Raw genomic sequence first — 24,986 nt, 5'->3', positions numbered from 1 at the left:
AGACGGTGCGCGACCGGGCGTCCAGTCGCAGGGCGGGAACACATGGGGTGGTGCTCTTTCGCACGGTGACGCTCCTCGGCGGCGTTGATGCGTGCCCCTGGGCCCGTCGGTGCCGCAGGGTCGGCACCGATCCTCACGCCGGTCACCGGGACGGAGGAACCTCCGCCAAACCCCACTCCGGGACGTCCCGCACCGTGTAGAACGTCCCTGGTGCCGTCCTGAGACGAAGGGGGAGACTCGTGCCGAACGAGAGACTGCGAGCCGTCATGGCGGCGGGAGGCTGGACGTACGCCGCACTCGCTCAGCAGGTCGAGGTCGACCCCAAGTCGGTCGAGCGCTGGGTGAACCTCGGGCGTATCCCACGTCATGCCACCGCCCTGCTGGCGGCCAAGGCCCTGGGAGAAGACGTGCACGCACTCTGGCCGGCGCTCCGCCAGGCCCGCCCCGCCCGCGCCATCAGCCCCGAACTGGTGTCGCTCTACGAACAGCGGGCCGACATCCCCGTCTCGGCGTTCACCGACCTGATGGCCCAGGCCCGGGAACGGATCGACATCCTCGTCTACGCGGCCGTCTTCCTTCACGAGGCGTACCCGCGGCTGAACGAACTCCTCACCGAACGCGCTACCGAAGGCTGCACTGTTCGCATCGCGATCGGGGACCCCGACAGCGGCAACGTCCAAGCCCGCGGCCAGGAGGAGCGGTTCGGCCACGGCATCGAATCCCGCTGCCGCCTTGCTCTCATGCACTACCGGCCACTCGCCGCCACCCCAGGCATCGAAGTCCGCACCCACGGCACCACGCTCTACAACTCCCTCTACCGCGCCGACGACCAGCAACTCGTCAACGCACACGTCTGGGGCGTCAACGCCTACGCCGCCCCCGTATGGCATCTTCGCCGACACCAGGAGAGCGGCATGTTCGACACCTACGCCGACAGCTTCGACGCCGTGTGGGCGACGGCAACCCCCGTACGAGAGGAAGGCTGACCGTGGCCCGCACCGAGTACTACGACGACCCGAACGCCCCCAAGCCGAACAGCATGGTCGTCGCTGCATCCGCCGTCGTCACCGACGACCACGGGCGCATCCTCCTCCAGCGCCGCCGCGACAACGACCTGTGGGCCCTGCCCGGCGGAGGCATGGACCTCACCGACTCCCTGCCCGGCACGGCCGTCCGCGAGGTCAAGGAAGAGACCGGCCTCGATGTCGAGATCACCGGCCTGGTCGGCACCTACACCGACCCGAAACACATCATCGCCTACACCGACGGCGAGGTCCGCCGCCAGTTCAACGTCTGCTTCACCGCCCGCATCACCAGTGGCCAGCTGGAGATCTCCGACGAGTCCACCGAACTCCGGTTCGTGCCGCCCGAAGAGATCGAGCAGTTGCCGATGCACCACACCCAACGGCTCCGGCTCCAGCACTTCCTGGAACAGCGCGAGAAGCCGTACTTGGGCTGAACCGCCTGACGGCAGTAGCGACGGCAACAACCCCGCACAACCACGGACACCCACGCACCTCACCGGACCAGCAAACCGTACTTGACCTGCGAAAAAGCAGGTCGAAGGCTTCGCGTAGCACACGTACTATGTGCTGGCGGGCGATTCGCCAGTACTCGTCCACAACAGCACATGCACCAAGCCGGTTAACCTTCCCGGGTGGCGGAAAGTGGGCATCGACATGGATCATGTCCTTGACCGGCACACCGTTGCAGGCAAGACGTACAAGCAGAGCGGAATCAAGACGAAGTTCCCGGACTACATGTCTCCATGGGAGATTGAGTCCACGATTCGCCAGGCATACAGGTCGTCTTCGGTCGCAGGGCGTTCTCAGGGAGATCGAGTCTTCCTTCGAGGCTCAGCAAGTGGGCTTCACATCGAGATGTGGGTGAACAAAGAAACGCGCATGATTGAGACCGCCTACCCGGTTTGGAGGTGAGATTGATGGAATTTGAACTGTTCTGCGACGTGGAATCTCTCGATCTCGCTAGGTCGGGCTCTATCTGGGGTGACGTCTGGATCGAAATCTCCGGGTACCCCTTTCCGGAAGCGAATTGGAACGACATGCCGGTCGCCTTCCTTCTGGAACTGCTCGACGCGGTTTCCTTTGTCCGTCATGCCAAGGGGAGACGTAGAACAGTAAGGTTCTTCGATGGTCCATTCTGGATCGATCTGGTCGGTCGGGGCGATGATGCCGTGAGTGTTTCAGCCAATGCTCATGGCACAGGCGTGGGGGCGACGATCAGCGCTCAGGACATGACTCGATCACTGAGAGCGGTTCGGACCAGACTGATCCGTGCGTGCCTGGCACGCGGGTGGGGCGAGCAGATGGACGTCCGCCGTCTGCGAACCCAGTAAGAGACGTCCGATGAGGGGACAAATGCGCTTTGGATCTCGGCACAGGTGAGCGGCATGCAGGCGGGCGGCGCTGTGGTGTGCGGGGCTGAAGAGGGTGACTTGGGGGAGGAGCGGGTGGACAAGTGGAGCCGGCGCGGGGTGCTGGGGGTGTCCGCTGTGGTGGCGACCGGGGCCGCGGGGTTCGGAGTCGCCGCCGTGCGTGCGGCGTCGGAGGGGCACAGTGAGGGTCCGGCGCATCTCAGGGGAGCCGCGCCCTTGCCGTACGCGCAGGTCGTCGCCCTCGACCTGGCGGGCGGCGATCAGCAGCGGGCTGTCGCGTTGCGGGCCGCGCACCATGCCGTCACGGCTGTGGACGGAGGCGGCATGTCCGCCTGGCTCGCACTCGGGGCCGGCTGCGTTGCCGAGGGGGCCGAGGCGCCGAAGCACTTGCGACCGATGCCGTCGTATGCGGGAGACGTGCTGGATTCCGCGCAGTCGCACGGCGATCTGCTGCTGCAGGTGACCGGCGCCTCCCCAGGAGCCGTGAGCGAGGCGGTGACGCGGACGCTGCGGTCGCTGCCGCAGTGGCGCGTGCGCTGGCGGATCGCGGGGGCACGCCCCGGGAACCGGACCGAGAACGGCAGGGGAATCGCCCGCAACCCGTTCCACTTCACCGAGGGGTACGGAAACCCGGCGGACCGGGAGGAGGTCGTCGAGCGCGCCATGGTGAAGGGCGGCCAGGGGGAGCCGGCCTGGGCGGTGGGGGGCAGCTATCAGGTGGTCCGCATCATCCGGCTGGCGGTGGAACTCTGGGACCGCGACAGCGTTCCGGAGCAGGAACGTGTCATGGGCCGTCGCCGGGACGGGCGGTGGCTGGACGGCACACCGAGCACCGAGCGGGCCGACTTCGGCTCCGACCGGCACGGCGGGATCACCCCGCTCGACGCCCATGTACGCAGAGCGGCCCCCGACCCCGGCGACCCGCCGCCCCTGGTTCGCCGCGGCTACAACTACCGGCGGGGCGCCGACGACGAAGGGATGATCTTCTCCTGCTTCCAGCGTGATCTCGCGCAGGGCTTCGAAGCCGTGCAGCGCAGGCTGCGGGGGGAGGCCCTGGCCAAGTACGCCCTGACGGTCGGAGGCGGGTACTTCTTCGTCCCTCCGACCGGGGAGCACTGGATCCGGGCGGTGACGGCGATGTGAGGCCGGCGTGCCGTGCGGTGGAACTCAGCCCAGCTCCGCCAGTACCGCGTCCGTGAAAGCCGGCCACGCCTCGACGGCCCAGGGGCCGAAGGCGCGGTCCGTCAGGGCCACGCAGGCGGCCCGGGCGTCCGGGTCGATCCACAGGAACGTACCGGACTGGCCGAAGTGGCCGAAGGTGCGCGGGGAGGACGAAGTACCCGTCCAGTGGGGGGACTTGGCGTCGCGGATCTCGAAGCCGAGGCCCCAGTCGTTGGGGTTCTGGTGGCCGTAGCCCGGCAGCACGCCCTTGGTGCCGGGGTACTGGACCGTCATCGCCGCGGCGACCGTACGGGGATCGAGCAGCCGCGGCGCCTGCACCTCGGCGGCGAAGCGGAGCAGGTCCTCCACCGTGGAGACGCCGTCCTTCGCCGGGGAGCCGTCCAGGGTGGTCGCCGTCATGCCCAGGGGGGTCAGGACCGCCTGGCGCACATACTCCGGGAAGGGGATGTCCGTGGCCTTGGCGACATGGTCGCCGAGCTGTTCGAAGCCCGCGTTCGAGTACAGGCGGCGCTCCCCGGGCGGGGCCGTCACCCGGTGCTCGTCGAAGGCCAGGCCCGAGGTGTGGGCGAGCAGGTGGCGGACGGTCGCGCCGGGCGGGCCGGCCGGCTCGTCCAGCTCGATCGCGCCCTCCTCGTAGGTGACCAGCACCGCGTAGGCCGCCAGCGGCTTGGTGACCGAGGCCAGCGGGAAGCGGTGGCCGGCCGGGCCGTGGGTGCCCGCGACCGTGCCGTCCGCGCGGACGACGCCCGCCGCGGCGGTGGTCACGGGCCAGTTCTCGATCGACGCCAGGCTGTTCAACGACATGCGGCCGAGCCTATGCGCTCACAGCCACAGCTCCAGCAGCGGCTCCGGCTTGGGCTTGAACCCCAGGGAGGCGTACAGCGGCGCGCCCTCGTCGGACGTGGTGAGCTGGACCCGGTCGGCGCCGCGCGCACGGAACCACCGCAGGAGCTCGTCCATGCACGCGCGCGCGTACCCGCGCCGGCGGGCGCCGGGGTCGGTGGCGACGCTGAAGACGTACCCCACCGTGCCCGCCGGGTTGCCCGCGCGGCCGATCCGGTAGTCCAGGGTGCCCGCCACCAGCGCGGCCAGCGCCCCCGGCCGCTCCGGGTGGTCCACGACGAACGCCGCGAAGGTCCCCTCCGGCTCCCCGAGCCGCGCCCGCAGGCCGGGAAGGGACGCGGCGTGCCAGTCGGTGGACCGGTCGGCCACGCCCATGGAGTCGATCATCACCTGGCGCAGCCGCAGCACTTCTCCGGCGTCCTCGGGCACGGCACGTCGTACGAGACTCATGGCGGTGCAGGCCAACCAGGGCCGTGCGGGTGTGTCGTCCGGATTTCCCGGCCGTTGCCGGGTTCCCCTTGCTTGGAGTTCACTCGAAGGCCATAGCGTGGAGGACATGACGGTGATGCAGACCCCGACCGCGGCCACCGAGGAGACCGGGAACGGCAGGGCCACCAGGACCACCAGGAACACCGGGAACGGCAGGAGCACCCAGAAGGCCGCGGACGGCAGGTCCAGCGCGGAGACCGGTGCGGACCTCGCCGGCGGAGACGCCTGTGCCGCCCCGCCGCGGCACCCGCGCCCCGACGGGCAGGACAGCTACACGATCAGCGAGGTCGTCGCCTTCACCGGCCTGACGGCCCACACCCTGCGCTGGTACGAGCGGATCGGGCTGATGGCCCACGTCGACCGCTCGCACACCGGTCAGCGCCGCTACACCAACCGCGACCTGGACTGGCTCGACCTGGTCGGCAAACTGCGGCTGACCGGCATGCCGGTCGCGGACATGGTGCGGTACGCGGAGCTGGTGCGGGCGGGCGAGAGCACCTACGGCGAGCGGTACGCGCTGCTGGAGTCGACCCGCAGGGACGTGCTGTCCAGGATCGCCGAGCTGAGGGACACCCTGGCGGTACTGGACCGCAAGCTCAGCTTCTACGCCGAGGCCGGCCGGCCCTACGAGGCCGAGCGGGCCGGGCGGGCCGAGCGGGCCGGGTGACGGCGCGGCCCGCCTCGCAGAACCGACCGTCCGGCTACAGCTCCGCCAGCAGCTGGGCCTTCTTCACGGTGAACTCCTCGTCCGTGACCAGGCCCGCCTGGTGCAGTTCCCCCAGGTGCCGGATCCGCTCGGCGATGTCGGCCGGGTCGCGGCGGGCGGCCGCGGCGACCGGCACCGGTGCGGCGGAGGCCGTCGCCCGGGCCGCCGCCAGCACGGCCGCCGCGAACGGCAGCGACTCGTGCACGCGGCCGTACCCCCGCCCGAACACCACCGCGGCCGGGTCCTGGTCCGCCGGCCGCGACGGCGGGCTCGCGGCGGCGGCCGGCTCGCGCGGCAGCAGCCGCAGATGCCCCTCGTCGGCCTCCGGGGAGCGCCACTCGACCCCGCCCAGCTCGCCCACCGGGAAGCTCTGGTCGCCGGTCTTCCACTTCGCCGAGGACGCCCCGGTCCACGACCAGCGGAAGCGCACCGTGCCGCCGTCGAAGGACGCCTTGCCGTCGTACGCCTTGAACCGCAGCGGCGCCTCGGGCGGGTCCACCAGGTGGCGGTCGCACGGGCCGCTCCCGGTGAGCAGGGCGCTCAGTTCGGCGGCGCGGCGCTCGGCCAGGGGCTCCTGCTCGGCGGGCAGCACCAGGCGGTAGGGGTCGTTGCCCTCCGTGAGCTGCCCGTCGGCGGCGTCCATCAGCGGATCGGCGCCCGGTCTGGGCTCGGCGCGCAGCACCACGGTCCCGCGGCGGCCCGGGCCGAGCGTCACGCGGGCGAGCGCCGCCAGCGGAATCCGGCGTACGCCGAGGGCCTGGAACAGCTTCGGTGTGCGTATCCCCCGTTCGTAGCGGATGAGCACGGAATCGGACTCGAACTCCCAGGCAGCGTGAAAACCGGTCAGTACGTCACCCATGCGGCTCATCGTAGGCGGCACGAGCTTCTACGTCCCTCCCCGCGCGGACCGCAGTTCCTGCTGTCTCTACGCGCGTCCGGCCTTCATCCTGCGGACAGATCCGCCCGGCAGCCGTCGTCGTCGCCGGCGCAGCGCACCGAGCCGTAGGCGCCGACGCCGATCTCGGCGAAGTTGGTCAGACTGTCGGTGCCCGGCTCGAAGTAGCCGGCGTGTCCCTTCGCGCCCCGCGCCGACAGCACCCGGGCGCCGAACGCGGGGGAGACCGGGTCGGCGCCGTGACCGAGGCCGCCGAGCTCCAGGTAGGGCACGTCCTGGACCCAGTCGGTGGCGTCCCGCATCGCCCAGATGCGGGCGTCGGTGTGCAGGTGGGACGCCTTGCGCACGCGCATGCCGGGGCTCGCGGCCACCGCCACGTCGGACACCCGGTCCGGCAGCGAGCGCCCGGCGATGCCGCACACCACGGAGCCGTAGCTGTGGCAGAACAGCGCGACGGGCGCGCGCCCGGGCAGCCCGCGCAGCAGCGCGTTCAGCCGTACGGCGCCGTCCTCCGCGCGCATCGCCGTGGCCGCGTCGACCCCGAGTCCGCTGGGCGCGGTGTAGTCGGCCCAGGCGATCACGGCCGTGCGGGCGTCGGGGGCCGCGGTGCGCTCCGCCGCGTACAGCGAGCGGGCCATGCCGTGCAGGGCGGAGTAGGGGCGGTTGGTCTTCTGGAAGGTGGACAGGTCGGTGTCGACGCCGGGTACGACGACGGAGACCCGCTCGGCCGTGGTGAGGTCGCCGAACACCTCGGCCACCCGGCCGGAGCCCGCGGGGTCGAAGGCGAGGATCTGGCGGCCCCGCGCCAGCAGCGCGGAGAAGCGGTGCATACGGCGGCCCGCGTCCTGCTGCCCGACGGGCGTGAGCCGGCTGTCGTGCATCCGGGCCAGCTCGGACCTGCGGGCCTGGCCGAGCGCGATCCGGTTGGCCCGGTACCGCAGTTGGACGGGGGCGCCGTTCATGTTGCCGACCGCGAGCGGATAACGGCCGGCCAGCCGGGCGCGGTCGTGCGCGGTGAGCGAGGCGAAGAAGCGGGCCAGCCGGGCGGGGGCCGCCTCCGGGTCCGGCAGCGGCCGCCCGTGCAGCCGGCCGTGCTCCCACGCGGACAGGGACGCCTGCAGGGCGCCGGACCCCCGTCGGCTGTGTACGGCGGTCCAGCCGGTGGTCGCCAGCATCACGAAGACCACGGCCAGTGCGAGCAGCGCGCGCCAGACGTTGAGTTGCGGGGAGGTGTCGAAGGAAGTCACTGGGAGGACACACTAGGAGAACGAGGCGGTCTCGCGTCAACCGAGTGACAGGGATCACGTTTCGGCCGGTGTGACCGCCCTCTCGGTTCGTACGCCAGTCCAAGATCGGCTGGCCGCACGCGAGTTCGGGAGCGGTCCGGTATGTGCCGGTTTGCGGCAGTCGGATGTCATCCGCGGTCACCACCCGTGATCCGCTGGAACCAGTGGTGACCGGCGGCGGTTGGGGACGGCCGGCGCCGGTTCAGCGCGTGGTACGCCAGTTGCCGGTCAGCGCCGGCCCTATGTGGTCGAGGTAGGTGGCCGTGAGCGTGCGCATCGCCTCGAGGCTGAAGTCCTCGCCCGTGCTCCACTGACGGCCCGTCACCCGCATCACCGCGCCGAAGACGGCCACGGCCAGCCGCGGCCTCGGGTCCGCGTCCACGTCGAGGCCCTCGCGCGCGGCGAGCAGGCGGGCGATCTCCTCCTCGGTCTCCGCCGAGCGGCGCAGGTGCGCGGCGAGCAGGGCGGGAGTGGACTCGATCACGCGGAACATGCGCAGATACAGCTCCACCGGTACGACGCTGACCACGGCGTCGTTGATGGTGTCCCAACTCTCCAGCACCGCCCGGCGCAGCGCGTCCAGCGGTGCCTCCCCGGCGGGGCGGGCGCGCAGCGACTCGACGAAGTGCGCCTCCACCATCTCCTGCACGGCGAAGGCGGCGTCCTCCTTGCCGCCGAAGTAGCGGAAGAAGGTGCGCTGCGAGACGCCGACGGCCTCCGCGATCTCGTCGACCGTGGTCCGCTCGTAGCCCTTGGTGGTGAACAGCGCGAGCGCGGCGTGCAGCAGCGCGTCCCGGGTGCGCCGCTTCTTGCGCTCGCGCAGCCCCGGCCGTGGCGCCGCCTCGGCGGTCCCCGCCGTTTCCATGAACTCTCCGGATCCGTCCCGTGGAATCTGTCCTGGGAGAACCTGTCCCGCGAACAGTTCCCGCAGTTCAGACTATACGGGTGTGACTTGTCAGTTACCGACTTGTGAATCGGTTTGTCGTTTGTCAGTCGCTGACATTAGCCTCGAAGGTATGACTAGTCAGACCACCATCGATACGACGGGTCCGGGGGGCAAGGCGTCACCGGCCCCGTCGGACCCCGGGCCGGCCGCGGGGCTGCGCGGGCACCCGTGGTTCACCCTGATCACCGTCGCCGTAGGGGTCATGATGGTGGCCCTGGACGGCACCATCGTGGCCATCGCCAACCCGGCCATCGGCAAGGACCTCCACGCCAGCTGGGCACAGCTGCAGTGGATCACCAACGCCTACTTCCTCGCCCTCGCCGTCTCCCTGATCACCGCGGGCAAGCTCGGTGACCGCTTCGGGCACCGGCAGACCTTCCTGATCGGCGTGACCGGCTTCGCCGCCGCCTCCGGCGCGATCGGCCTGTCCCACAGCATCGCCGCGGTCGTCACCTTCCGCGTGTTCCAGGGCCTGTTCGGCGCGCTGCTGATGCCGGCCGCGCTCGGCCTGCTGCGGGCCACCTTCCCGGCCGAGAAGCTGAACATGGCGATCGGCATCTGGGGCATGGTCATCGGCGCCTCCACCGCGGGCGGCCCGATCCTCGGCGGCGTCCTCGTCGAGCACGTCAACTGGCAGTCGGTGTTCTTCATCAACGCGCCCGTCGGCGCCCTCGCCCTCGTCCTCGGGCTGGTCATCCTGCTGGACCACCGCGCCGAGAACGCGCCGCGCTCCTTCGACCTCCCCGGCATCGCGCTGCTCTCCGGCGCGATGTTCTGCCTGGTCTGGGCCCTGATCAAGGCGCCGAGCTGGGGCTGGGGCGACGGCCGGACCTGGGCGTTCATCGCCGCGTCCGTCCTCGGCTTCGCCCTCTTCGCCTTCTGGGAGACGAAGGTGAGGGAGCCGCTGATCCCGCTGGGGCTCTTCCGCTCCGTCCCGCTGTCCGCCGGCGTCGTCCTGATGGTCCTGATGGCCATCGCCTTCATGGGCGGCCTGTTCTTCGTCACCTTCTATCTGCAGAACGTGCACGGCATGAGCCCGATCGACGCGGGCCTGCACCTGCTGCCGCTCACCGGCATGATGATCGTCGGCTCGCCGCTCGCGGGCGTGCTGATCACCAAGCTCGGTCCGCGCGTCCCGCTGGCCGGCGGCATGCTCGTCACCGCCGTCGCCATGTACGGCATGTCCACCCTGGAGACGGACACCGGCAGCGCCACGATGTCCGTCTGGTTCGCCCTGCTCGGCCTCGGCCTCGCGCCCGTCATGGTGGGCGCCACCGAGGTCATCGTCGGCAACGCCCCGCTGGAGCTGTCCGGTGTGGCCGGCGGTCTGCAGCAGGCGGCCATGCAGATCGGCGGCAGCCTCGGCACGGCCGTGCTGGGCGCCGTGATGGCCTCCAAGGTCGACAACGACCTGGCGGGCAACTGGAAGGACGCCGGTCTGCCGGCGCTCACTCCGGACCAGGCCGACCAGGCGTCCCAGGCGGTGCAGCAGGGCATCGCACCGGTCCCGAAGGGCACGCCCGGGGCGTTCGCCGCGAAGATCACCGACGTCGCGCACGACACCTTCATCTCCGGTATGAGCCTCGCCTCGCTCGTGGCCGCCGGGGTCGCGGCGGTGGCCGTCCTGGTCGCGCTGCTCACCAAGCGCGGGCAGAACGCCGAGGCGGGCGCGGGCGTCGGCCACATCTGACCGGCGGACCTTACCGGCCGCCCGGAGGTTTTCCGGGCCCGTTTCGCCCATCAGGGTGACGCGGCTGAAGATCACTGGTCGCCGTGGCGCCCCGCAGGTAACAGTGGGTCACGTCCTGCGCAGGGGACGCGGGACGGGCCGCTGCGGCGCGCTGCTGGAGGGGGGCAGCGCGCCATGCGGCACCCCGGGCGGCGTGCCGGGCGGCGCGCCGGGCGGACAAGTGCCCGCGACGGCACCGGAATTGCCGGCCGGAACCGGGGTACCCGCACACCCGGACCCCGACAGGACTCCAACGCGACAAGGGGTCCAGGGAGTTGATGATGGCGGGCTTCGGAAACGGAACACATGGGCACCCCGGTTCGCACGGCCGGCCGTGGTCGGGACGCGGGTCCACCCGGCGGGGCTGGTTGAAGACCGCGGGACGCCCGGACAGCGCCACGCTCGGGATCATCGGAACCGTCTGCGCGGTCGCCGGATTCTTCGCGCTGGGCATCGTTCTCGGCCCGGTGGCGGTCGTCTGCGGATGGCTCGCGATGGGCCGCAGCTGGGCGGGCGCCCAGCGCTCGGTGCCGGCACTGGTCGCCCTCGTCCTGGGCGCCATCGACACCCTGCTGGCGATCGTCTGGCTGGCGGGAGCGGCCACCTGGGGCAACGGCATCCTCTGACCCCGGGTGACCCCGGGCCGCGCGACGAGGGGCCTCCGGCGGCCCGCCGGGGGCCCTTCTCCGTGCCCGGGGCGCCCCACCCCGGCACGCGGAGACGACGAGGGGCGGTGCGGCCAGGTCCTGACGCCCCTGGCCGCACCGCCCCTCACACCTCACACCGCCTCCGGTCCGCCCCGACGGCCTACCGCCCTGGACGGGCCGGGCCGCCCCGGACGGACCGGGCGCGCCGGACCGCCTCCGGACGGACCGGACCGGCCCGGACGCCACGGATCGCCCCGGACGGCCCCGTTCCGCCCCGGACGGGCGCGGCGCTACGCGTCCCCGCCCGCCGTGCCCGGGGCTGCCGCGGTGACGTCGAGCAGCTGGTAGCGGTCGATGGCCTGCTTCAGCAGGGAGCGGTCGACGCGGCCCTCGCGGGCCAGCTCGGTCAGCACGGCCACCACGATCGACTGCGCGTCGATGTGGAAGAACCGGCGGGCCGCGCCGCGGGTGTCGGCGAAGCCGAAGCCGTCGGCGCCCAGCGACTGGTACGGGCCCGGGACCCACCGCGCGATCTGGTCCGGCACCGAGCGCATCCAGTCGGAGACGGCCACGAACGGCCCCTCGGACCCGCTCAGCTTCCGGGTCACCCACGGCACCCGCTGCTCCTCCTCCGGGTGCAGCAGGTTGTGCTCCTCGCAGGCCACGGCCTCGCGCCGCAGCTCGTTCCAGGAGGTGGCCGACCAGACGTCCGCCCGGACGTTCCACTCCTCGGCGAGGATGCGCTGCGCCTCGAGCGCCCAGGGCACCGCCACGCCGGAGGCCATGATCTGCGCGGGGATCTCGCCCGCCGCGCCGGCCGAGATCCGGTGCATGCCCTGGAGGATGCCCTCGACGTCGACGTCCGCGGGCTCGGCGGGCTGCTGGATGGGCTCGTTGTAGACGGTGAGGTAGTAGAAGACGTCCTCGCCGTGCGGGTGCTGCTCGTCCGCGCCGTACATCCGGCGCAGGCCGTCCTTGACGATGTGCGCGATCTCGTACGCGTACGCCGGGTCGTAGGCCACGCAGGCCGGGTTGGTCGAGGCGAGCAGCTGCGAGTGGCCGTCGGCGTGCTGCAGACCCTCGCCGGTCAGGGTCGTACGGCCGGCGGTCGCGCCCAGCATGAAACCGCGCGCCAGCTGGTCGGCCATCTGCCAGAACTGGTCGCCGGTGCGCTGGAAACCGAACATCGAGTAGAAGACGTAGACCGGGATCAGCGGCTCGCCGTGCGTGGCGTAGGCCGAGCCCGCGGCGATCGCCGAGGCCGTGCAGCCCGCCTCGGAGATGCCGTCCTGGAGCATCTGGCCGGTCGGCGACTCCTTGTAGGCGAGCAGCAGGTCGCGGTCGACCGACTCGTAGAGCTGGCCCAGCGGCGAGTAGATCTTCGCGCTGGGGAAGAAGGAGTCCATGCCGAAGGTGCGGTACTCGTCCGGCGCGATCAGCACGAACCGCCTGCCGAGCTCCTTGTCCCGCATGAGGTCCTTCAGCAGCCGCACGAAGGCCATGGTGGTCGCGATGGACTGCTGGCCCGAGCCCTTCTTCACGGACGCGTACGCCTTGTCGTCCGGCAGCGGGAGCGGCTTGGAGCGCACGATCCGGGTCGGCACGTAGCCGCCGCACTGCTTGCGGCGGTCGTGCATGTACTGGATCTCCTCCGAGTCGCGCCCCGGGTGGTAGTACGGCGGCGCGCCGGACTCCAGCTCCCGGTCGGAGATCGGCAGGTGCAGGCGGTCCCGGAAGCGCTTGAGGTCCTCGACTGTCAGCTTCTTCATCTGGTGGGTGGCGTTGCGGCCCTCGAAGTTCGGGCCGAGCGTCCACCCCTTGATCGTCTTGGCCAGGATCACCGTGGGCTGGCCCTTGTGCTCCAGGGCGGCCTTGTAGGCGGCGTAGATCTTGCGGTGGTCGTGGCCGCCGCGGCCGAGCATGAGGATCTGGTGGTCGGTCATGTTCTCGACCATCTTGCGCAGCCGGTGGTCGTCGCCGAAGAAGTGCTCGCGGATGTAGGCGCCCGACTCGGTGGCGTAGGTCTGGAACTGGCCGTCCGGCGTGATGTTCATCTTGTTGACCAGCACGCCGTCGCGGTCCTGGGCGAGCAGCGGGTCCCAGGAGCGGTCCCAGATCAGCTTGATCACGTTCCAGCCGGCGCCGCGGAAGATGGACTCCAGCTCCTGGATGATCTTGCCGTTGCCGCGCACCGGGCCGTCCAGGCGCTGCAGGTTGCAGTTGACCACGAAGGTCAGGTTGTCCAGGCCCTCGCGGGCGGCGATGCTCAGCTGGCCGAGCGACTCGGGCTCGTCCATCTCGCCGTCGCCGAGGAAGGCCCACACGTGCGAGGCGGAGGTGTCGGCGATCCCGCGCGCGTGCATGTACCGGTTCATCCGGGCCTGGTAGATCGCGCCGATCGGGCCGAGGCCCATGGAGACCGTCGGGAACTCCCAGAAGTCCGGCATCGAGCGCGGGTGCGGGTAGCTGGAGAGCCCGTACGGCGCCTTGGACTTCTCCTGGCGGAAGCCGTCCAGGTGGCGTTCGGTGAGGCGGTCCAGCAGATAGGCGCGCGCGTAGATGCCGGGGGAGGCGTGGCCCTGGAAGAAGACCTGGTCGCCGCCGCGGCCGTCGTCCTTGCCGCGGAAGAAGTGGTTGAAGCCGACGTCGTAGAGCGAGGCGGAGGAGGCGAACGTGGCGATGTGGCCGCCGACGCCGATCCCGGGGCGCTGGGCGCGGGAGACCATCACCGCGGCGTTCCAGCGGGTGGCGTTGAGGATCTTGCGCTCGATCTCCTCGTTGCCGGGGAAGAACGGCTCGCTCTTGGTGGGGATGGTGTTGACGTAGTCCGTACTGCGCATCTCCGGCACGGCCACGCGCTTCTCGCGGGCGCGTTCGATCAGCCGGAGCATGAGGTAGCGGGCCCGCTCCCGGCCCCGCTCGTCGACGGCGGCGTCGAGCGAGTCGAGCCACTCCTGGGTCTCTTCGGGATCGAAGTCAGGAACCTGACTCGGAAGGCCGCCAATGATGATCGGGTTTCGATCGGATCCGGAAGCCACGCTGTTCCTTACCTGTCAGAGGGCGAGATTCTTGGGCTGTGTCTGCTGTTTGCCTGGGTTTTCTGCCTGTGCCTGCACCGATCCCCATCGTGTACCTCGGAACAGGCAAAGTCATCTCTACCGTGGGGTAACAGGGGGTACCAGGGACCAAAGGGCCCGATCCGGACGGTTCCGGCCCGGACAAAGCGGGCAGAAGGGTGTGATGTACGCCACGGGCGGTCGCGATACCGTGTCAGGAGTTGCGGCGACACAGCCGGGATCGTCACCGTTTCGGCGGTCCGGACCGCCGGGTACTTGCGCGATCGGGCCCGCCCGTGTGGACTACGGCCAATGCTTCGCGCACGCGCGTGGCTGAAGACCCATATCGCAACACCATCAGGAGGCAACCCGTGAGCGCGACCGCGGACCACGCGGAGGAGCGGACGAACCCGGCCGCAAGGCTGGGATTCCGGCCCGGGCAGGTGGTCCAGGAGATCGGCTACGACGACGACGTCGACCAGGAGCTCCGCGAATCCATCGAGGACACCATCGGCAGCGAGCTCGTGGACGAGGACTACGACGACGTCGCCGACGCCGTGGTGCTGTGGTTCCGCGACGAGGACGGCGACCTCACGGATGCGCTGGTGGACGCCACCACGTACATCGAAGAGGGTGGCGCGATCCTGCTCCTGACGCCGAAGACCGGCCGTACGGGCTACGTGGAGCCGAGCGACATCTCTGAATCGGCGACGACGGCGGGTCTGTCGGCCAGCAAGAGCGTCAGCGTGGGCAAGGACTGGAGCGGCAGCCGGCTGGCGACGCCGAAGGCGGCCAAGTCGAAGAAGTAGCTCCGGCCCGCCGGCCCGGACACCGGGCGGGCCGGCCGCCCGGGCCGGCCCCTGGTCCGCGGCCGGTCCGCCCCTTGGTCCGCGGCCGGTCCACCCCCTGGTCCGCCCCCGGTCCGCGGCCGGTCCGCCCCTTGGTCCGCGGCCGGTCCACCCCCTGGTCCGCCCCCGGTCCGCGGCCGGCCCGGGACCGGCCCGTCCGCCGGCCCGCGGTGATCGCTGCGTAGGGTGGTGGCCACCCGAACAGCCCACCGAGAGGGAAGCAGGACGATGGCGATCCAGGCCGGCGACAAGGCACCCGACTTCGAGCTCAAGGACAACCACGGCCGGACCGTGCGGCTGAGCGACTTCCGCGGCGAGAAGAACGTGGTGCTGCTCTTCTACCCGTTCGCCTTCACCGGCGTGTGCACCGGCGAGCTGTGCGCGCTGCGCGACAACCTGCCCAGGTTCGTCAACGACGACACCCAGCTGCTCGCCGTCTCCAACGACTCCGTGCCCACCCTGCGCGTCTTCGCCGAGCAGGAGGGCCTGGAGTACCCGCTGCTCAGCGACTTCTGGCCGCACGGCGAGACCTCCCGCGCCTACGGCGTCTTCGCCGAGGACAAGGGCTGCGCCGTGCGCGGCACCTTCATCATCGACAAGGAGGGCGTCGTGCGGTGGACGGTCGTCAACGACCTCCCGGACGCCCGTGACCTCAACGACTACGTCAAGGCGCTCGACACCCTGTGATTGTTCGGCTCCAGGGCCTGCGGGGCACGGGAACCCGTCACTAGGATCGACACGTTGATCCCATATCCGATGCACGACGGGGCTCCCGGCCCCCGGACACCAATGGAGGACTCGTGGGAGTCAGCCTCAGCAAGGGCGGCAACGTATCGCTGACGAAGGAGGCCCCGGGCCTGACCGCGGTCCTCGTCGGCCTGGGCTGGGACGCCCGTACCACCACGGGCACCGACTTCGACCTGGACGCCAGCGCGCTGCTGCTGAACAGCTCCGGCAAGGTCGGCAACGACCAGAACTTCGTCTTCTTCAACAACCTCAAGAGCCCGGACGGCTCGGTCGAGCACACCGGCGACAACCTCACCGGTGAGGGCGAGGGCGACGACGAGGTGATCAAGGTCAACCTCGCCGCGGTCCCGGCGGACGTCGAGAAGATCGTCTTCCCGGTCTCCATCTACGAGGCGGAGAACCGCCAGCAGTCCTTCGGCCAGGTTCGCAACGCCTACATCCGCGTGGTCAACCAGGCCGGCGGCGCGGAGATCGCCCGCTACGACCTGTCGGAGGACGCCTCCACCGAGACCGCCATGGTCTTCGGCGAGCTCTACCGCCACGGCGCGGAGTGGAAGTTCCGCGCCATCGGCCAGGGCTACGCCTCGGGCCTGCGCGGCATCGCCCAGGACTTCGGCGTGAACGTCTGACCGAACTCCGGCGTGAACGTCCGAGTCACCACCGCCCGGCCCGGGGCGCACCCGGCCGGGCCGAACGCCTGACCGTCCGGCGCCGCACTGGTTTCCGTGCGGCGCCGGGGGTTTCTCCCCCTCCGGGGGAGCGCAGGACAACACCACAGGCACCATCTCGGGGAGGACCAGCATCATGGGCGTCACGCTCGCCAAGGGAGGCAACGTCTCCCTGTCCAAGGCCGCACCCAACCTGACGAACGTCATGGTCGGACTCGGCTGGGACGCGCGCTCCACCACCGGAGCCCCCTTCGACCTGGACGCGAGCGCGCTGCTGTGCGGCGCCGGCAACCGGGTGCTGGGCGACGAGTGGTTCGTGTTCTACAACCAGCTCAAGAGCCCCGACGGCTCGGTGGAGCACACCGGTGACAACCTCACCGGTGAGGGCGAGGGCGACGACGAGTCGATCCTGGTGGACCTGGGCAAGGTGCCGCCGCACTGCGAGAAGATCGTCTTCCCGGTCTCCATCCACATGGCCGACGAACGCGGCCAGACCTTCGGGCAGGTCTCCAACGCCTTCATCCGTGTGGTCAACCAGGCCGACGGCCAGGAACTCGCCCGCTACGACCTGAGCGAGGACGCCAGCACGGAGACGGCGATGATCTTCGGCGAGCTCTACCGCTACCAGGGCGAGTGGAAGTTCCGGGCCGTGGGACAGGGGTACGCGTCCGGTCTGCGCGGCATCGCTCTAGACTTCGGAGTCAATGTTTCGTAAAGCCGGGTACAGCGGGGGGAAAATCCTCCCCAGGCTTCACCGGGGGGACCCCCCAACGGACGGATTGGGTAGCCAGTGCTTCTGAAAACCTTCGGCTGGTCGTTCGCGATCACCGCGCTCGGCCTGGTCGCGGCGGCGTTCTACGGGGGGTGGACCGCCTTCGGCATCGTGGCGATCCTCGCCGTCCTGGAAATCTCGCTGTCGTTCGACAACGCGGTGGTCAACGCCGGGATCCTGAAGAAGATGAATGCCTTCTGGCAGAAGATCTTCCTCACCATCGGCGTGCTGATCGCGGTCTTCGGCATGCGGCTGGTCTTCCCCGTCGTCATCGTCGCCATCAGCGCCAAGATGGGCCCGATCGAGGCCGTCGACCTCGCCATCAACAACAAGGACCGCTACCAGGAGCTGGTGACCGACGCCCACCCGGCGATCGCCGCCTTCGGTGGCATGTTCCTGCTGATGATCTTCCTCGACTTCATCTTCGAGGACCGGGACATCCAGTGGCTGCGCTGGATCGAGCGGCCGCTGGCCAAGCTCGGCAAGGTCGACATGCTGTCGGTCTGCATCGCCCTGGTCGTTCTGCTGATCACCTCCTTCACCTTCGCCACCCACGCCCACCAGCACGGCGGCGCGCACGTCGACAAGGCGCAGACGGTGCTGATCGCCGGCATCGCCGGTCTGATCACGTACATGGTCGTGGGCGGTCTGTCCGGCTACTTCGAGGACAGACTCGAGGAGGAGGAAGAGCGCGAGCACGAGGAGGAGGAAGCGGCCGCCCGCAGCGGGAAACCACGCTCGGCGGTCAAGCTGGCCGGCCAGGCCGCGTTCTTCATGTTCCTCTACCTGGAGGTCCTGGACGCGTCCTTCTCGTTCGACGGTGTGATCGGCGCCTTCGCCATCACCAACGACATCGTCCTGATGGCGCTCGGCCTCGGCATCGGCGCCATGTACGTCCGGTCGCTCACGGTCTACCTGGTCCGCCAGGGCACCCTGGACGACTACGTCTACCTGGAGCACGGCGCGCACTACGCGATCGGCGCGCTGGCCGTGATCCTCATGGTCACCATCCAGTACGAGATCAACGAGGTGATCACCGGCCTGGTCGGCGTCATCCTGATCGCCTGGTCCTTCTGGTCGTCCGTGCGCCGCAACCGCGCGCTGGCGGCGGCCGAGGAGACGGCGGGCTCGGACGCGAAGACCGAGGTGTCCTCCAAAGTGTGACGGCCCTCCGGGTGAGGAACGCTCTGTGCGGGGCGGTCGACGAGGCGACGGCCATACGGGCCGCGACCTCGGCCGGCCGCCCCGCGGTACGTGAGCGGGGGCAGTCGGCACGGGGAGGACATGGGGGCGGGAGATGGGTTTCTTCGACGGTCTGCTGGGCGGACGCGCGGCCGAGTTCGACTCGGGCAGCGCCGCGTCCAACGCCATCGAGCTGACCAAACGGCACCACCAGGTGTCGCTGACCAAGCAGGGCGCGGCCACCGGCCATCTGCGGATCAACCTCACCTGGCGGATGCGCACCTCCGACATCGGCGGCTCGGCCCGGGAGAGCCTGCTGCGCCACCCCTTCAAGGCGCTCAGGCCGCCCGAGGTCGTGGGCCACAGCCAGTCCATGGTCAACGTCGACCTGGACCTGGGCTGCCTGTACGAGCTGGCCGACGGCACCAAGGGCGTCGTCCAGCCGCTGGGCAACTTCCTCGGCGACGTCAACGCGCCGCCGTACGTCAAGCTCAGCGGCGACGACCGGTTCGGCTCGGCCTCCGGCGAGACGATCTACGTCAACCTCGACCACCGGGACGCCATCAAGCGCCTGCTGGTCTTCGTCTACATCTACGACCAGACCCCGGCCTTCGACCGCACCCACGCGATCGTCACGCTCTACCCGAGCAACGGGCCGCGCATCGAGATCGGCCTGGACGAGCGCCAGCCGCAGGCCCGCTCGTGCGCGGTCGTCCTGATCGAGAACGTCAAGGGGGAACTGGTCGTCCGCCGCGAGGTCAAGTTCGTCTACGGCTTCCAGGCCGAACTGGACCGCCTCTACGGCTGGGGCCTGCAGTGGGGGCGCGGCTACAAGACCGCCGACCGCTAGGTGTACGGACGCGCGGGGGTCATGGGGTCGTGCGGTCGCCCGCCCGGCCGCCGCCCCGCCCGCGCGGTCGTGCGGTCCGTGCGGTCGCCCGCCCCGCCGCCGCTACCGGCCGATGAACTGCGGTCCCTGCGGCGGGAGGCGGAACTCCGACGGCACCCCCGCCGGGACGGCCGCGGCCGGCTGCGGATAGCCGTACGCCGGCTGCGGATACCCGTAGGCGGGCTGGGCCGCCGCGGGCTGCGGCTGCGGCTGGGGCTGCTGCGGGTATCCGTACGTCGCCGGCTGCTCGGGCGGCAGCGGCTGCGCCACCGTGCCCGCGGCCGCGCCCTCCTGCGCCGCGGCCTCCTCCGACTCGTCCACCGAGATCCCGAAGTCCGTGGCGAGCCCCCTCAGACCGTTGGAGTAGCCCTCGCCGAGCGCCCGGAACTTCCAGCCGTCCCCGCGCCGGTACAGCTCCCCGCAGATCAGCGCGGTCTCCCGGCCCGTCTCCGGCTTGATGTCGAAGTGGGCCAGCGGCTCCCCGTCCGCGACCGCCGCGTCGTACAGCGAGATCCGCAGGGACCGCACCTGGTCGAAGGTCACCCCGTCCGCCGAGGCGACCAGCAGGATCCGGCCGACGCCGGACTCGGTCCCGGCGAGGTCCGTCTGGATCGTGTCGGTCATGCCGTCCGCGGCCCGCTTCTTGCCCAGCCGCCAGACCTTCCCGGAGGGGTGCCGGGGCTGGTTGTAGAAGACGAAGTCCTCGTCGGAGCGCACACGGCCGTCGGGGCCCAGCAGCAGCGCGGAGGCGTCGACGTCCGGTACGCCCTGTCCGGGCGTCCAGCGCAGCACGGCCCGTACCGTGGCGGCCTCGAGCGGGATGTTCGACCCCTTCAGCATCGCGTGCGTCATGCGGTCATCCTGCCTTCTCGGTCCTGGTCACGACAACGCGGGGGGTGGACGGGCGGCCGGTGGTGCGCGACTGTCCGGACAGATCCCGCCATGGCCCGGTTACCAGAAATTCATGCCCGGCGGGAACTGCTGACATGGATTTGTACGTACTATTACCGGCCACCTTTTCACCGCTCTGTACCGGCCACTCGCGTCACCACGGGGGAGTTCATGCGTCACTTCGGGCACCTCGCACCCACGGTGCGGCAGCGCCTGTTCCATCAGGAGCCGTGCGAGTTCACCGCCGACTCCCCGGCCCGGCTGCTGTCCGCCGCCCTGGGCGCCACGCTGTACAGCCCGGCCACCCGGCCCCGGCTGGCCGACGACATCGTCAAGCAGGCCGCGCGCGGCGTGGTGTCGATGGTGCTGTGCCTGGAGGACTCCATAGACGACGCGGACGTGGCCCACGGCGAGGAGAACCTGGTCCGCCAGTTCGCCGGCCTCGCCGCACGCCCCGGCGCGGACCTGCCGCTGCTGTTCATCCGGGTCCGTGAGCCCGGCCAGATACCCGATCTGGTGCGGCGCTTCGGCCCCACCGTCCGGCTGCTGTCCGGTTTCGTGCTGCCGAAGTTCACCGCCGAGCGCGGCCTGCCGTTCCTGGAGGCGCTGCAGGCGGCCGAGGCCGCGAGCGGACGCCGGCTGTTCGCGATGCCCGTGCTGGAGTCGCCCGAGCTGCTGTACCGGGAGTCGCGGGTGGAGACCCTGGAGGGCATCTTCCGCGCCGTCGACAAGTACCGCGACCGGGTGCTCGCGCTGCGCCTGGGCGTGACCGACTTCTGCTCCTCCTACGGCCTGCGCCGGTCGCCCGACATGACGGCCTACGACGTCCAGGTCGTCGCCTCCGTGATCGCGGACGTGGTGAACATGCTGGCCCGCGCCGACGGCACCGGGTTCACGGTGACCGGGCCGGTGTGGGAGTACTTCCGGGTGCCGGAGCGCATGTTCAAGCCGCAGCTGCGGCAGAGCCCGTTCGCCCAGGTGCAGGCGGTCCGGCTGCGCGAGACACTGATCGAGCACGCGATGGACGGGCTGCTGCGGGAGATCTCCCTGGACCAGGCCAACGGCCTGCTCGGCAAGACCTGCATCCACCCCTCCCATGTGCTGCCGGTGCACGCGCTGTCCGTGGTCAGCCACGAGGAGTTCAGCGACGCGGCGGACATCCTGCGGCCGGAACGCGACGGCGGCGGTGTGCTGAGATCGGCGTACACCAACAAGATGAACGAGGTGAAGCCGCACCGGGCCTGGGCGGAGCGGACCCTGCTGCGGGCCGAGGTGTTCGGCGTCGCCAGGGCGGACGTCGGCTTCGTGGAACTGCTCGCCGCCGGCGTCCCCGGCTGACCGCGCACCCCGCCTCCCGCCTCCCCGCAAGGGGCTCACCCGAGGAACGCATGAACAACGCAGTGAACGACGGTGTCTGGTCCGGCACCTGGGTCGCCGAGCGGCTCGGCGTCGAACTCGTCGGCGACGACGGGCTGACGGGCATGCTCGGCCTGGCCCTGCGCCGCAACCCCAAGCGGGCGCACCTGCTCGTGTCCAACGTGCTCGGCAAGCACGTGCCCCAGTCGCCCTCCGTGGTGTACGCGCACGGCTTCGCGCTCGGCCGGCGGGTGCGCGAACTGCTCGGCGAGCGGGAGACCGCCCGGGCGGTCGTCCTGGGGTACGCCGAGACCGCCACCGGCCTCGGTCACTCGGTCGCCGACGGCCTGGGCCTCGCCCCCTACCTGCACTCCACCCGCCGCCCGGTCCCCGGCGTGCGGCCGGCCGGCGGCTTCGAGGAGTCCCACTCGCACGCCACCTCGCACCTGCTGCTGCCCGAGGACCCGAACCTGCTCGCCGGGGACGGGCCGCTGGTCCTGGTGGACGACGAGTTCTCCACCGGCAACACGGTCCTCAACACCCTCGGCGACCTGCACGCCCGCCATCCGCGCACCCGGTACGTGGTGGTCGCCCTGGTCGACATGCGCTCCCCGGCCGACGCGGACCGGCTGAGCGACTTCGCCCGCCGGACCGGCGCCCGCGTCGACCTGGTCGCCTCCGCCTCGGGCACGGTCCGGCTCCCCGCCGACGTCCTGGCCAGGGGCCGGGAACTGGTCGCCCGCCACGAGGCCGCCGCCGCGGCCCCGGCGACGGCCCCGGCCCCGGCGACGGCCCCGGCGGGCGGTGCGCCGGGCGGTGCGGCCTGCGGTGCGCCGGGCGGGGTGCCCGCGCAGCGGCCGCGCGCCCGGGTGGAGCGGGTGGACCTGCGGTGGCCGCGCGGCGTCCCGGACGGCGGACGACACGGGTTCCTGCCCGCGCACCGGCGGCGGCTGGAGCGCGCGCTGCCCGCCATGGCCGCACGGCTGGCGGAGTCGCTGCCCGCCGGCGCCCGCCGGGTACTGGTCCTCGGCTTCGAGGAGCTGATGTACGCGCCGCTGCGGCTGGCCAGGGAACTGGAGCAGATCGCCGGCGCCGAGGTGCGGTACTCCACCACCACCCGCTCGCCGGTCCTCGCGGTCGACGACCCCGGATACGCGATCCGCACCCGCCTGGTCTTCCCCGCCCACGACGACCCCGCCGACGGCCCCGGTGACCGCTACGCCTACAACGTCGCGGGCGGCGGCTTCGACGCCGTGGTCGCCGTCGTCGACTCCGCCGCCGACACGCCCGCGCTGCACGCGCCCGACGGCCTGCTCGCCCGGCTCGCCGCACACACCCCGCACGTCCTGCTCGCGGTCGTACCGTCGTACGTCCCCGCCGCCCCGCACGCCGACGAAAGGCCCTTCATGCTGCCCGAGCCCCTGCGCGGCCCCGCCTTCTCCTCGTACGCGCCCGACGAGGTCGGCTGGCTGCTGCAGGACCTGTCGGAGGTGACGCTGGAGGCGCCGACCGAGGAGCGCGAGGAGGCGATCCAGAGCGGCGGCGCCCACTACGCCGAGTCGCTGCCGGTGGAGTACCAGCCCAGCGACCAGTACCAGGAGCTGTTCCACGCGGCGCTCGAGGCCTCCGCCGCCCGTATCGCGCGGGCCGTCGGGGTGGTCACGGACACCGTCCTCGCCGAGCGGTCGCCCCGCCCCGTGCTGGTCTCGCTGGCCCGGGCCGGCACCCCGGTCGGGGTGCTCATGCGCCGCTGGGCGCGGTACCGGCACGGCCTGGACCTGCCGCACTACGCCGTCTCCATCGTGCGCGGGCGTGGCATCGACGCCAACGCGCTGCGCTGGCTGGCCGCCCACCACGACCCGTCCGACGTCGTCTTCGTCGACGGCTGGACCGGCAAGGGCGCCATCACCCGCGAACTCGCCCAGGCGATCACACGGTTCGAGGAGGCGGGCGGGGCCGCCGGCTTCGACCCGGAGATCGCGGTGCTGGCCGACCCGGGCTCGTGCGTGCGGACGTACGGCACCCGCGAGGACTTCCTGATCCCCTCGGCCTGCCTCAACTCGACCGTCTCCGGGCTGGTCTCGCGCACCGTCCTGCGCGCCGACCTCGTCGGCCCGGACGACTACCACGGCGCCAAGTACTACCGCGAGCTGGCCGGCGCGGACGTCTCGAACGTCTTCCTCGACACCGTCTCCGCGTGCTTCCCCGCCGTCGCGGACGGCGTCGACGCCGCGGTCAAGGAACTCCTCGCCACCGACCGCACCCCCACCTGGGAGGGCTGGGCGGCCGTGGAGCGCATCAGCGAGGAGTACGGCATCCACGACGTGAACCTGGTCAAGCCGGGCGTCGGCGAGACCACGCGGGTGCTGCTGCGCCGGGTGCCCTGGCGCATCCTGGCGCGCGCGGGAGCCGGCGCCGACCTGGACCACGTACGCCTGCTGGCCGAGCAGCGAGGCGTTCCGGTCGAGGAGGTGGACGGGCTGCCGTACACCTGCGTGGGGCTGATCCACCCCAGGTACACGCGCGGGGCCACCGGCGCCGACGGCCGGGCGGTGAGCCGGTGATGCGGGCCGTGACGCCGGTCGTGGTGGCGAGCGACCTCGACCGCACCCTCATCTATTCCGCGGCGGCCCTGGCGCTGACCATGCCCGACGCCCGGGCGCCCAGACTGCTGTGCGTCGAGGTGCACGAGAGCAGGCCGCTGTCCTACCTGACCGAGACGGCGTCCCGGCTGCTGACGGAACTGGCCGGCCGGGCGGAGTTCGTGCCGGCCACCACCCGCACCCGCAAGCAGTACCTGCGGATCAGCCTGCCGGGCCCGCCGCCGAAGTACGCGATCTGCGCCAACGGCGGCCATCTGCTGGTGGACGGCGTCTCCGACGACACCTGGCACCGGAAGGTCACCGCCCGCCTGGCCGGCGAGTGCGCGCCGCTGGAGGAGGTGCGCGAGCATCTGCTGCGCACCGCGGACCCGGTCTGGGTGCGCAAGCACCGGGTCGCCGAGGACCTGTTCGCCTACCTCGTGGTGGAGCGCGAACTGCTCCCCGAGGACTGGGTCAAGGAGCTCGGGGCGTGGGCCGAGAACCGCGGCTGGACGGTCTCCCTGCAGGGCCGCAAGGTCTACGCCGTGCCCCAGCCGCTCACCAAGAGCGCCGCCGTGCACGAGGTCGCCCGCCGCACCGGCGCGGACCTGGTGCTGGGCGCGGGCGACTCGCTGCTGGACGCCGACCTGCTGCTCGCCGTGGACCGCGGCTGGCGCCCGGGCCACGGCGAACTGGCCGAGACCAACTGGACGGCCCCCGGCATCACCGCGCTGCCCGAGCGCGGGGTGCTCGCCGGGGAGCGCATCCTGCGCGAGTTCCTGACGGCGGCTCAGGCGGCTCAGGCGGCCAGGTAGGGGGCCGGCGGGGGGTCGGCCGGGGGTCGGCAGGCGGCCGGCGGCGGGTCGGCGAGGGCCCG

General features: G+C 71.3%; 24 protein-coding genes. 17 read left to right on the top strand and 7 right to left on the bottom strand.

Annotated elements, in window-relative coordinates:
- The first annotated feature begins 266 nt into the window (after positions 1-266).
- The 5 genes from ACI2LW_RS22590 to ACI2LW_RS22570 all read left to right on the top strand — a co-directional run bounded on the left by ACI2LW_RS22590 (position 267) and on the right by ACI2LW_RS22570 (position 3,538).
- The gene (locus ACI2LW_RS22590) at positions 267-986 is read left to right on the top strand and encodes an XRE family transcriptional regulator (RefSeq protein WP_404733070.1); all 720 of its coding nucleotides are present in this window, start codon (positions 267-269) and stop codon (positions 984-986) included.
- Between the two features lie 2 nt (positions 987-988).
- Complete coding sequence (locus ACI2LW_RS22585) at positions 989-1,459, top strand: NUDIX domain-containing protein (protein ID WP_125620739.1); 471 nt, start codon at positions 989-991, stop codon at positions 1,457-1,459.
- 130 nt (positions 1,460-1,589) lie between these two features.
- Complete coding sequence (locus tag ACI2LW_RS22580; RefSeq protein WP_404733010.1) at positions 1,590-1,937, top strand: EndoU domain-containing protein; 348 nt, start codon at positions 1,590-1,592, stop codon at positions 1,935-1,937.
- Between the two features lie 5 nt (positions 1,938-1,942).
- Complete coding sequence (locus ACI2LW_RS22575) at positions 1,943-2,356, top strand: hypothetical protein (RefSeq protein WP_404733009.1); 414 nt, start codon at positions 1,943-1,945, stop codon at positions 2,354-2,356.
- A 255-nt stretch (positions 2,357-2,611) separates the two neighbouring features.
- Complete coding sequence (locus ACI2LW_RS22570) at positions 2,612-3,538, top strand: Dyp-type peroxidase (RefSeq protein ID WP_404733008.1); 927 nt, start codon at positions 2,612-2,614, stop codon at positions 3,536-3,538.
- A gap of 24 nt (positions 3,539-3,562) precedes the next feature.
- On the opposite strand, the gene ACI2LW_RS22565 is transcribed toward ACI2LW_RS22570, so the two are convergent.
- Both ACI2LW_RS22565 and ACI2LW_RS22560 read right to left on the bottom strand, forming a co-directional pair.
- Positions 3,563-4,381 (bottom strand): serine hydrolase domain-containing protein, encoded by an 819-nt coding sequence (locus ACI2LW_RS22565; protein WP_404733007.1) that lies wholly within the window; start codon positions 4,379-4,381, stop codon positions 3,563-3,565.
- A gap of 18 nt (positions 4,382-4,399) precedes the next feature.
- On the bottom strand, positions 4,400-4,870 hold the full coding sequence (locus tag ACI2LW_RS22560; RefSeq protein ID WP_404733006.1) for a GNAT family N-acetyltransferase: 471 nt from the start codon (positions 4,868-4,870) through the stop codon (positions 4,400-4,402).
- Positions 4,871-4,976: 106 nt separating this feature from the next.
- On the opposite strand from ACI2LW_RS22560, the gene ACI2LW_RS22555 reads away from it, so the two are divergent.
- The gene (locus ACI2LW_RS22555; RefSeq protein ID WP_404733005.1) at positions 4,977-5,576 is read left to right on the top strand and encodes a MerR family transcriptional regulator; all 600 of its coding nucleotides are present in this window, start codon (positions 4,977-4,979) and stop codon (positions 5,574-5,576) included.
- A gap of 34 nt (positions 5,577-5,610) precedes the next feature.
- Here the strand turns inward: ACI2LW_RS22555 and ACI2LW_RS22550 are convergent, their stop codons facing one another.
- The 3 genes from ACI2LW_RS22550 to ACI2LW_RS22540 all read right to left on the bottom strand — a co-directional run bounded on the left by ACI2LW_RS22550 (position 5,611) and on the right by ACI2LW_RS22540 (position 8,661).
- Positions 5,611-6,474, bottom strand: coding sequence for a DUF4429 domain-containing protein (locus ACI2LW_RS22550; RefSeq protein ID WP_404733004.1), 864 nt, complete (start codon positions 6,472-6,474; stop codon positions 5,611-5,613).
- A gap of 83 nt (positions 6,475-6,557) precedes the next feature.
- Positions 6,558-7,757: an alpha/beta hydrolase gene (locus ACI2LW_RS22545; RefSeq protein ID WP_404733003.1), complete on the bottom strand. Its 1,200-nt coding sequence runs from the start codon at positions 7,755-7,757 to the stop codon at positions 6,558-6,560.
- 241 nt (positions 7,758-7,998) lie between these two features.
- Positions 7,999-8,661 (bottom strand): TetR family transcriptional regulator, encoded by a 663-nt coding sequence (locus tag ACI2LW_RS22540; RefSeq protein ID WP_404733002.1) that lies wholly within the window; start codon positions 8,659-8,661, stop codon positions 7,999-8,001.
- A gap of 151 nt (positions 8,662-8,812) precedes the next feature.
- On the opposite strand from ACI2LW_RS22540, the gene ACI2LW_RS22535 reads away from it, so the two are divergent.
- The gene (locus ACI2LW_RS22535) at positions 8,813-10,432 is read left to right on the top strand and encodes an MFS transporter (protein ID WP_404733001.1); all 1,620 of its coding nucleotides are present in this window, start codon (positions 8,813-8,815) and stop codon (positions 10,430-10,432) included.
- Between the two features lie 320 nt (positions 10,433-10,752).
- Positions 10,753-11,097: a small hydrophobic protein gene (locus tag ACI2LW_RS22530; RefSeq protein ID WP_404733000.1), complete on the top strand. Its 345-nt coding sequence runs from the start codon at positions 10,753-10,755 to the stop codon at positions 11,095-11,097.
- A gap of 311 nt (positions 11,098-11,408) precedes the next feature.
- On the opposite strand, the gene aceE is transcribed toward ACI2LW_RS22530, so the two are convergent.
- Positions 11,409-14,156 carry a pyruvate dehydrogenase (acetyl-transferring), homodimeric type gene (gene aceE / locus ACI2LW_RS22525; protein WP_404732999.1) on the bottom strand — a complete coding sequence of 916 codons (2,748 nt, stop codon included), beginning with the start codon at positions 14,154-14,156 and terminating at the stop codon, positions 11,409-11,411.
- A 389-nt stretch (positions 14,157-14,545) separates the two neighbouring features.
- On the opposite strand from aceE, the gene ACI2LW_RS22520 reads away from it, so the two are divergent.
- The 6 genes from ACI2LW_RS22520 (at position 14,546) to ACI2LW_RS22495 (ending at position 19,241) form a co-directional block, all read left to right on the top strand.
- On the top strand, positions 14,546-14,983 hold the full coding sequence (locus tag ACI2LW_RS22520) for a DUF3052 domain-containing protein (protein ID WP_404732998.1): 438 nt from the start codon (positions 14,546-14,548) through the stop codon (positions 14,981-14,983).
- A gap of 267 nt (positions 14,984-15,250) precedes the next feature.
- On the top strand, positions 15,251-15,709 hold the full coding sequence (locus ACI2LW_RS22515; protein ID WP_404732997.1) for a peroxiredoxin: 459 nt from the start codon (positions 15,251-15,253) through the stop codon (positions 15,707-15,709).
- 113 nt (positions 15,710-15,822) lie between these two features.
- A complete protein-coding gene (locus ACI2LW_RS22510; RefSeq protein WP_404732996.1) occupies positions 15,823-16,398 on the top strand; it encodes a TerD family protein in 576 nt (191 codons plus the stop codon).
- A gap of 175 nt (positions 16,399-16,573) precedes the next feature.
- The gene (locus ACI2LW_RS22505; protein WP_404732995.1) at positions 16,574-17,152 is read left to right on the top strand and encodes a TerD family protein; all 579 of its coding nucleotides are present in this window, start codon (positions 16,574-16,576) and stop codon (positions 17,150-17,152) included.
- Positions 17,153-17,227: 75 nt separating this feature from the next.
- Positions 17,228-18,373 (top strand): DUF475 domain-containing protein, encoded by a 1,146-nt coding sequence (locus ACI2LW_RS22500; protein ID WP_404732994.1) that lies wholly within the window; start codon positions 17,228-17,230, stop codon positions 18,371-18,373.
- 133 nt (positions 18,374-18,506) lie between these two features.
- Positions 18,507-19,241: a Tellurium resistance gene (locus ACI2LW_RS22495; RefSeq protein WP_404732993.1), complete on the top strand. Its 735-nt coding sequence runs from the start codon at positions 18,507-18,509 to the stop codon at positions 19,239-19,241.
- A gap of 102 nt (positions 19,242-19,343) precedes the next feature.
- On the opposite strand, the gene ACI2LW_RS22490 is transcribed toward ACI2LW_RS22495, so the two are convergent.
- Positions 19,344-20,132 carry a TerD family protein gene (locus ACI2LW_RS22490; protein ID WP_404732992.1) on the bottom strand — a complete coding sequence of 263 codons (789 nt, stop codon included), beginning with the start codon at positions 20,130-20,132 and terminating at the stop codon, positions 19,344-19,346.
- Positions 20,133-20,342: 210 nt separating this feature from the next.
- Between ACI2LW_RS22490 and ACI2LW_RS22485 the strand changes: the two genes are divergently transcribed.
- From ACI2LW_RS22485 to ACI2LW_RS22475, 3 genes are read left to right on the top strand one after another with little or no spacing between them, the layout of a single operon-like run.
- Entirely contained in the window at positions 20,343-21,509 is a 1,167-nt protein-coding gene (locus ACI2LW_RS22485) for an HpcH/HpaI aldolase/citrate lyase family protein (protein ID WP_404732991.1), read from the top strand.
- Positions 21,510-21,559: 50 nt separating this feature from the next.
- Positions 21,560-24,091 (top strand): phosphoribosyltransferase, encoded by a 2,532-nt coding sequence (locus ACI2LW_RS22480; protein ID WP_404732990.1) that lies wholly within the window; start codon positions 21,560-21,562, stop codon positions 24,089-24,091.
- Positions 24,091-24,924, top strand: coding sequence for an HAD family hydrolase (locus tag ACI2LW_RS22475; RefSeq protein WP_404732989.1), 834 nt, complete (start codon positions 24,091-24,093; stop codon positions 24,922-24,924). Before ACI2LW_RS22480 ends, ACI2LW_RS22475 begins: the two co-directional genes overlap by 1 nt.
- The last annotated feature ends 62 nt before the right edge of the window (positions 24,925-24,986 follow it).

Origin of the sequence: Streptomyces sp. NPDC004065, from assembly GCF_044903565.1 — a bacterium.
GTDB lineage: Bacteria > Actinomycetota > Actinomycetes > Streptomycetales > Streptomycetaceae > Streptomyces.
This window is presented reverse-complemented; position numbering and strand designations above follow the sequence as displayed.

What these genes read in the sequence shown, in the direction of transcription:
- ACI2LW_RS22550 (WP_404733004.1), bottom strand. Translation starts at nt 6,474, where the DNA reads ATGGGTGACGTACTGACCGGTTTTCACGCTGCCTGGGAGTTCGAGTCC.
- ACI2LW_RS22475 (WP_404732989.1), top strand. Translation starts at nt 24,091, where the DNA reads ATGCGGGCCGTGACGCCGGTCGTGGTGGCGAGCGACCTCGACCGCACC.
- ACI2LW_RS22495 (WP_404732993.1), top strand. Translation starts at nt 18,507, where the DNA reads ATGGGTTTCTTCGACGGTCTGCTGGGCGGACGCGCGGCCGAGTTCGAC.
- ACI2LW_RS22535 (WP_404733001.1), top strand. Translation starts at nt 8,813, where the DNA reads ATGACTAGTCAGACCACCATCGATACGACGGGTCCGGGGGGCAAGGCG.
- ACI2LW_RS22505 (WP_404732995.1), top strand. Translation starts at nt 16,574, where the DNA reads ATGGGCGTCACGCTCGCCAAGGGAGGCAACGTCTCCCTGTCCAAGGCC.
- ACI2LW_RS22555 (WP_404733005.1), top strand. Translation starts at nt 4,977, where the DNA reads ATGACGGTGATGCAGACCCCGACCGCGGCCACCGAGGAGACCGGGAAC.
- ACI2LW_RS22515 (WP_404732997.1), top strand. Translation starts at nt 15,251, where the DNA reads ATGGCGATCCAGGCCGGCGACAAGGCACCCGACTTCGAGCTCAAGGAC.
- ACI2LW_RS22590 (WP_404733070.1), top strand. Translation starts at nt 267, where the DNA reads ATGGCGGCGGGAGGCTGGACGTACGCCGCACTCGCTCAGCAGGTCGAG.
- ACI2LW_RS22540 (WP_404733002.1), bottom strand. Translation starts at nt 8,661, where the DNA reads ATGGAAACGGCGGGGACCGCCGAGGCGGCGCCACGGCCGGGGCTGCGC.
- ACI2LW_RS22560 (WP_404733006.1), bottom strand. Translation starts at nt 4,870, where the DNA reads ATGAGTCTCGTACGACGTGCCGTGCCCGAGGACGCCGGAGAAGTGCTG.
- ACI2LW_RS22485 (WP_404732991.1), top strand. Translation starts at nt 20,343, where the DNA reads ATGCGTCACTTCGGGCACCTCGCACCCACGGTGCGGCAGCGCCTGTTC.
- ACI2LW_RS22565 (WP_404733007.1), bottom strand. Translation starts at nt 4,381, where the DNA reads ATGTCGTTGAACAGCCTGGCGTCGATCGAGAACTGGCCCGTGACCACC.
- ACI2LW_RS22480 (WP_404732990.1), top strand. Translation starts at nt 21,560, where the DNA reads ATGAACAACGCAGTGAACGACGGTGTCTGGTCCGGCACCTGGGTCGCC.
- ACI2LW_RS22490 (WP_404732992.1), bottom strand. Translation starts at nt 20,132, where the DNA reads ATGACGCACGCGATGCTGAAGGGGTCGAACATCCCGCTCGAGGCCGCC.
- ACI2LW_RS22530 (WP_404733000.1), top strand. Translation starts at nt 10,753, where the DNA reads ATGGCGGGCTTCGGAAACGGAACACATGGGCACCCCGGTTCGCACGGC.
- ACI2LW_RS22575 (WP_404733009.1), top strand. Translation starts at nt 1,943, where the DNA reads ATGGAATTTGAACTGTTCTGCGACGTGGAATCTCTCGATCTCGCTAGG.